We start from the raw sequence: 6,381 nt of genomic DNA on the forward strand, positions 1-6,381 counted from the left end.
ACCATTCGCGTTTAGGCTATGCTGAAAAAGCTTCGGCGGTGCCGGGGCCCGAACCGCTGCCACTGAACGCCTAACCAGGGACATGAACCTTATGCACCGCTTACCCGTCCGCCTGGCCGGAACCTTCCTCGCAGCCACGCTGGCGCTTACCGGATGCTCCGGCGGAGACAGCGGCGAGGGATCGGCGGCGGAGGACGGTGGCGGCGTCGTTAACGTGGTGGCTTCTACCGACGTCTACGGCAGCATCCTTGCCGAGATCGGCGGGGACAACGTCAACGTTACTGCCCTGATCGACCGGCCCAGCCAGGATCCGCACTCCTACGAAGCTACGGCCCGGGACCGGCTGGCGGTGTCGAAGGCGGACCTGGTGGTGCTCAACGGAGGCGGCTATGACTCCTTCCTGGACAAGCTGGCCACCGACGAAGGCATTCCCGCGGAGAACATCCTCAATGCGGTGGAGATTTCCGGCCTTGATGACTCCGCATCTGCCTCCGCCGAAAGCGAAGGCGAAGAGGGCCACGACGACGACGGCGGCCATCACGGCCACGGCCACGGTTCCTTTAACGAGCACGTCTGGTACAGCCCCGAAGCCATGGAGAAACTGGCGGATGCGGCAGCCGAACGGCTCAGTACCCTGGATGCGGACGGCGCGGGGACGTTCCGCACCAACACCGACGAGTTTCGCGCCGGCATTGCGGACATCACCGCTTCCCTGGCCGCCCTGCGGGAATCCTCGGGCGGACGCGACGTCGCCCTGACCGAACCCGTGCCCGACTATCTGGTGGAAGCTGCCGGCCTGCACAACGCCACGCCGTCGGACTTCACGGAGGCCGTGGAAGAAGGTGCCGACGTTCCCCCGCAGATCCTCAAGGAGATGGAGGACCTGGTGACGGGCGGCTCCATTGCCTTCCTGGGCTACAACGAACAGACCTCCACCTCCCAGACCGAAACCGTCCGCCGGGCCGCGGAAGACGCCGGGGTTCCGGTGGTGGACTTCTCCGAAACCCTGCCCGAAGGGCAGAACTACCTGCAGTGGATGGCCGCGAACACGGCTGCCATGGAAAGCGTGCTCCAGTGAACCGTTCCGGGCCGCCTGTTCCGGTAGTACGCCTGCGCGATGCAGGCTTGTCCTTCGGAAACCGCACCCTCTGGAAGAACCTCGACCTGGACATTAATGCCGGCGAGTTCCTGGCGGTTCTGGGGCCCAACGGATCCGGCAAAACGAGCTTCCTGAAGGTCCTGCTGGGACTGCAGCCGCTCAGCGGAGGCACCGTGACCATCAACGGCCGGAACGTGCAGCGCGGCAGCAAGGACATCGGGTATATCCCGCAGCAGAAATCGTTCAGCCCCGGCACACCGCTGCGCGGCCGGGACCTGGTGGGCCTCGGCGTCGACGGTGACCGCTGGGGACTGCGCCTGCGCCGGAAGCCGGTGCAGCGCCGCGTGGACCGGCTGCTCGAGCAGGTGGGTGCCACTTCCTATGCCGATGAGCCGGTGGGCCTGCTCTCCGGCGGCGAGCTGCAGCGCCTGCGCGCAGCCCAGGCGCTGGCAACCAATCCGGATCTGCTGCTTTGCGACGAGCCGCTGCTCTCCCTGGACCTGCACCACCAGCAGGCCATCAGCTCCCTGATCGAGCGGCGCTGCCACGATGACGGTTCCGCCGTCGTCTTCGTGACCCACGAAATCAATCCGGTCATCGAGTATGTGGACCGTGTGCTCTATCTGGCCGGCGGGCAGTTCCGCACCGGAACACCTGCCGAAGTGCTGCGCAGCGACGTGCTCTCGGAAATGTACGGCAGCCGTGTCGAGGTCCTGCGCAGCCACGGCCGGATCGTAGTCCTGGGCATCCCGGACGCCACCACCCACCAGCACGGAGAAAGCGAGGGGGACCTTGGACCTGCGTAGTTTCTTCGATGCGGTTTTCGATTTCAGCGATTATGGTGAGCTGCTTCCGCTGGTGAGCAATTCCATCTGGGCTGCCGCCATCCTCGGTTTGGTGGGCGGGCTGATCGGCACCTTCGTCCTGATGCGGGATCTGGCGTTCGCCGTGCACGGCATCGCCGAACTGTCCTTTGCCGGGGCCTCCTTCGCCCTGCTGATCGGGGTGAACGTGGTGGTCGGCTCCCTGGCCGGATCGGTGGCCGCCGCCGTCCTGCTGGCCGTCATGGGGCTGCGGGCCCGGGACCGGAACTCGATCATCGGCGTCATCATGCCCTTCGGCCTGGGCCTGGGCATCCTGTTCCTGGGCCTGTACGAGGGCCGTTCCGCCAATAAGTTCGGCCTCCTGACCGGCCAGATTGTTGCGGTGGATACGGTCCAGCTGAACCTGCTGGCCGGTGTGGCCGCCGTCGTCATTGCCGCGCTGCTGTTCATCTGGCGCCCGCTGACCTTCGCCAGTGCGGACCCGGACCTGGCCGAGGCGCGCGGCGTACCCGTGCGCGTGCTCTCCGTTGTCTTTATGTTCCTGCTGGGCCTGTCCGTCGCCTTGTCCATCCAGGTAGTCGGTGCCCTGCTGGTGCTCTCGCTGCTGATCACCCCTGCGGCGGCGGCCCTGCTCGTGACGTCCTCCCCGCGGCTGGTGGTGTTCCTCAGCGTGCTCTTCGCGCTGGCCTCTTCGGTGGGCGGCATCCTGCTGGCCCTGGGCGGCCGGATTCCGATCAGCCCCTACGTGACCACGGTGTCCTTCGCCATCTACCTGGTCTGCCGGGTCATCCGGCGCCTGCGCGGCGGGCACCGGCACCGGCAGCTTAGCGCGAATACGGCCACCGCAGCCTAGCTCTCCGCCGGCTGGTTGTTGGCCGCCGGGGCTCCAGCTCCCTGGCCGTGGACCCGTGGCCCGAGGGTTACACCGCCTGGCTCTTGGGGGCGCTGCACTCGGGGCACAGGCCGAATACCTCCACGGTATGCGCCACCTCGGTGAAGCCGTGCCTGGCGCCGAGTCCTGCGGCCCAGTTTTCCACCGCGGGTGCTTCCACCTCCACGGCCTTGCCGCAGTTCCGGCAGACCAGGTGATGGTGGTGATGCTCCACGGCGCAGCGCCGGTACAGCGCTTCGCCGTCCGCGCCCCGCAGGACGTCCACCAGGTTCTCATCCGCCATGGACTGCAGAACACGGTAAGTAGTGGCCAGCGAGACCCGCTCGCCGCGCTCCTGCAGCAGCCGGAAGAGTTCCTGCGTGCTGACAAAATCATCGAGGTCATCCAGGGTGCGGCCCACGGCCAGGCGCTGGCGGGTGACACGCTGCTCCGGCGCCCGTTTGGACGTCCGGGATGTCTCGGATGGCACGGAGGTTCCTCCAGCGGATGGGACGGGCAGCACTGCGGCCAGGACCCCTCAAGATTATCAGCAGCACCGGAGGCCCGCCCTGCACGGCGGAGCGCTCCGGAGTAGGGTGGCGCTATGAAAATGACGAAGTTCACCCACGCCTGTGTCCGGTTCGAGCAGGGCGGACACGTCCTGGTGCTGGATCCCGGCACGTTTTCCGAAGTGGAAACCGCACTTCAGGATGCGGACGCCGTGCTCATCACGCACGAGCACGCAGACCACCTGGACCGCCCGCGGGTGCTTGCCGCGATGCAGGAGCAGCTGCCGCTGGAGCTTTTCGCCCCCAAAACACTGGCGGACCAGCTCCGCGCCGAGGCACCGGACCTTTCCGGCCGCATCCACGACGTCGAACCCAACACGAGCTTCACCGTCGCCGGTTTCGGCATCCAGTCCTTCGGCGGACAGCACGCCCTCATCCATCCGCTGATTCCCATGGTGGCCAATATCGGCTATCTCGTGGAAGGCCGGGTCTACCACCCGGGGGACTCCTTCGTGGTTCCCAACGGGCTGCGGCCGCGGACCGTACTGGTGCCGCTCCACGCACCCTGGTCCAGGGCGGGGGAGGTCATCGACTTCGTCATCGCCACCGGTGCGGAACGCGCCTATCCCATCCATGACGCCCTCCTTAATGAAACCGGACTGGCCATGGTGGAGGGGCACATGACCCGCTTCGGCAAGACCTACGGCACCGAGTTCCGGCACCTTGATGCCGGGGAATCCGTGGATCTGTAATGGACATCCTGATCTCCGCACCGCAGCTGAAGGAAAGCCTCGATTCCCCGCATCCGCCCGTCCTGCTGGACGTGCGCTGGACGCTGGGCGCCGCCGACGGGAAAGACAAATACCTGCACGGGCACCTGCCCGGAGCCGTCTACGTGGATCTGGACACCGAGCTTTCGGCACCCGCCGTGCCCGCGGAAGGCCGGCATCCGCTGCCGGCCCCGCAGGCCTTCGCGGAAGCAGCCCGGAGCTGGGGGCTGAACGACGGCGACACGGTGGTGGTCTACGACCACGCCGCCGGCACTTCCGCGGCACGCGCCTGGTGGCTGCTGCGGCATGCCGGCTGGAAGGACGTGCGCCTGCTCGACGGCGGACTCGCAGCCTGGCGGGCGGCCGGACTGCCGCTGGAAAGCGGACCCGTCCAGCCCCTGCCCGGAACCGCGGACCTGTCCTGGGGGCACATGCCCGTGGTGGGCCTGTCCGATGTGTCCCGGGTGGCGGACGAGGGAACACTCATCGATGCGCGGGCACCGGAACGTTACCGCGGGGAGAGCGAACCGGTGGATTCCCGTGCAGGCCATATCCCGGGTGCCCGCAACCGGCCGTCCACGGACAACCTCGCCGCGGACGGTACCTTCCGCAGCCCGGCGGAGCTGCGGGCCGCGTTCGAGGCCCTGGGTGTCCGGCCGGACCGGCCTGCTGCGGCCTACTGCGGCTCCGGCATCTTCGCCTCCCACGAGGTTGCCGCCATGGCGCAGGCCGGGCTATCCGCGGCGCTGTATCCGGGGTCCTGGTCCCAGTGGTCCTCCACACCGGACACGCCGGTGGCCGTCGGAGCGGATCCGGGCAGCGGGAGTTCGGGCAGCGGGGATCCGGGCAGTTCCGCAAACCCGCCGGAAAACGGGTAGCGTCGAATCATGTTTACCGGCCGACCCGTTCCTCCGCCGCTGCGGGCGCCCCTGCCTGCCGCCGCTGCCGTGGAACAACCCGAAGGAGCACCCATGCCCACCTTGTTCACCCGGATCATCAACGGTGAGATTCCCGGCCGTTTCGTCTGGAAGGACGACGATGTTGTCGCGTTCCTCAGCATCGGTCCGCTCAGCGACGGCCACACCCTGGTGGTGCCGCGCGCGGAAATCAACAAGTGGACGGACGCACCGGCGGAGCTGATGCAGAAGCTGGTGACGGTTGCCCAGGCCATCGGCGCTGCCCAGGTCCAGGTGTTCGGCTCCGAGCGGGCCGGCCTGAGCATTGCCGGCTTCGAGGTGGACCACCTGCATCTGCATGTCTGGCCGGCCAACTCCCTGCAGGACTTCGACTTCAGCCGGGCCGACGCGAATCCGGATGCCGAGCGGATGGAAGCCAACGCGCAGAAGCTGCGCGCGGGACTGCGCGACGCCGGCTACGGGGAGTACGTGCCCGAATCCTGACCTGCAATCCCTCTGTGGGACATTGCCTTCAGGCAACACTGCCCTACCTAGGTGCCGGTAGTTGCCCTTATAAGACGAGTGCGTAATTACTATAAGACGAGTGCGTAATTACTGTGTTCGATCCGCATTCACTCACCAATGATGACGCCTGCTGTGGTCATCAGATGAGTGAGAAGGATAATGCAGAACCTAGACGACGAAACAAGCAAACCTAAGACAACTGGCAAGGTACGCAAGGCACAAAAGAACCGCAGGCGGTCCGGTACTGCGCTAGCGACAGGTATTACGGTCGTGGTTTGGTGGTCAGTTGCGACGGGCGGGCCGGCGGTCGCGGCCCCCGGCGACTCGGTCGTCGCCTATGAGCTGCAGGAGGTGGAGCCCGACTACGCCAAACATATGGCAGGGGGACTTTACATTTACCGGAAATTGGATCCGGACCGTCCGGCAGCCTGGAGTAATTCCGGCACGCAAACCCTCCTTGCCTCACAACCGGGTTATGGATGGTTTTCCGGAGTTTATGGGCTCCTTCCCCCTGGACTTTGCGGGCCAGGTTGGGGACTTACGGAGTACATCATCCAATATCCCGACCCCTATGCCTGGCCGCCGGAAACCATCACCTACCCAAATTGGCCGGAAGGCATTGAAGTCCTTGATACCTACGACCATAGTGTCGATGACTATTGGGAAATCCCAGACTGTGAGCCTACGGATCCGCCTGTAGATGTGCCGACGGACCCGACGGACCCGGCTACGCCTGTTGATCCGACGGACCCGGCTACGCCTGTTGATCCGACGGACCCGGCTACGCCTGTTGATCCGACGGACCCGGCTACGCCTGTTGATCCGACGGACCCGGCTACGCCTGTTGATCCGACGGACCCGGCTACGCCTGTTGATCCGACGGACCC

At 66.2% G+C, this 6,381-nt stretch carries 8 protein-coding genes; 7 read left to right on the top strand and 1 reads right to left on the bottom strand.

Annotated features, from left to right (window positions below; translation table 11 throughout):
* The first annotated feature begins 91 nt into the window (after window positions 1-91).
* The 3 genes from GD627_RS05995 to GD627_RS06005 are packed head-to-tail and all read left to right on the top strand — an operon-like array spanning window position 92 to window position 2,776.
* Window positions 92-1,078: a metal ABC transporter solute-binding protein, Zn/Mn family gene (locus GD627_RS05995; protein WP_152271684.1), complete on the top strand. Its 987-nt coding sequence runs from the start codon at window positions 92-94 to the stop codon at window positions 1,076-1,078.
* A complete protein-coding gene (locus GD627_RS06000) occupies window positions 1,075-1,905 on the top strand; it encodes a metal ABC transporter ATP-binding protein (protein WP_152271685.1) in 831 nt (276 codons plus the stop codon). The genes GD627_RS05995 and GD627_RS06000 overlap by 4 nt, the downstream gene beginning before the upstream one ends.
* Complete coding sequence (locus GD627_RS06005; RefSeq protein WP_146361488.1) at window positions 1,892-2,776, top strand: metal ABC transporter permease; 885 nt, start codon at window positions 1,892-1,894, stop codon at window positions 2,774-2,776. The genes GD627_RS06000 and GD627_RS06005 overlap by 14 nt, the downstream gene beginning before the upstream one ends.
* A gap of 67 nt (window positions 2,777-2,843) precedes the next feature.
* On the opposite strand, the gene GD627_RS06010 is transcribed toward GD627_RS06005, so the two are convergent.
* Entirely contained in the window at window positions 2,844-3,284 is a 441-nt protein-coding gene (locus tag GD627_RS06010) for a Fur family transcriptional regulator (protein WP_146361489.1), read from the bottom strand.
* A 114-nt stretch (window positions 3,285-3,398) separates the two neighbouring features.
* Here GD627_RS06010 and GD627_RS06015 point away from each other — a divergent pair, with 114 nt between their 5' ends.
* From GD627_RS06015 to GD627_RS16770, 4 genes are all read left to right on the top strand, one after another.
* Complete coding sequence (locus tag GD627_RS06015) at window positions 3,399-4,055, top strand: MBL fold metallo-hydrolase (protein WP_152271686.1); 657 nt, start codon at window positions 3,399-3,401, stop codon at window positions 4,053-4,055.
* A complete protein-coding gene (locus GD627_RS06020) occupies window positions 4,055-4,951 on the top strand; it encodes a sulfurtransferase (RefSeq protein ID WP_152271687.1) in 897 nt (298 codons plus the stop codon). Before GD627_RS06015 ends, GD627_RS06020 begins: the two co-directional genes overlap by 1 nt.
* 93 nt (window positions 4,952-5,044) lie before the next feature.
* Complete coding sequence (locus GD627_RS06025; RefSeq protein WP_152271688.1) at window positions 5,045-5,473, top strand: HIT family protein; 429 nt, start codon at window positions 5,045-5,047, stop codon at window positions 5,471-5,473.
* A gap of 180 nt (window positions 5,474-5,653) precedes the next feature.
* The coding region (locus GD627_RS16770; RefSeq protein WP_246165330.1) for a hypothetical protein at window positions 5,654-6,381 on the top strand (728 nt) is incomplete at its 3' end.

Source organism: Arthrobacter yangruifuii, assembly GCF_009192775.1.
GTDB lineage: Bacteria > Actinomycetota > Actinomycetes > Actinomycetales > Micrococcaceae > Arthrobacter_B > Arthrobacter_B yangruifuii.

What these genes read in the sequence shown, in the direction of transcription:
- GD627_RS05995 (WP_152271684.1), top strand. Translation starts at nt 92, where the DNA reads ATGCACCGCTTACCCGTCCGCCTGGCCGGAACCTTCCTCGCAGCCACG.
- GD627_RS06015 (WP_152271686.1), top strand. Translation starts at nt 3,399, where the DNA reads ATGAAAATGACGAAGTTCACCCACGCCTGTGTCCGGTTCGAGCAGGGC.
- GD627_RS06020 (WP_152271687.1), top strand. Translation starts at nt 4,055, where the DNA reads ATGGACATCCTGATCTCCGCACCGCAGCTGAAGGAAAGCCTCGATTCC.
- GD627_RS06025 (WP_152271688.1), top strand. Translation starts at nt 5,045, where the DNA reads ATGCCCACCTTGTTCACCCGGATCATCAACGGTGAGATTCCCGGCCGT.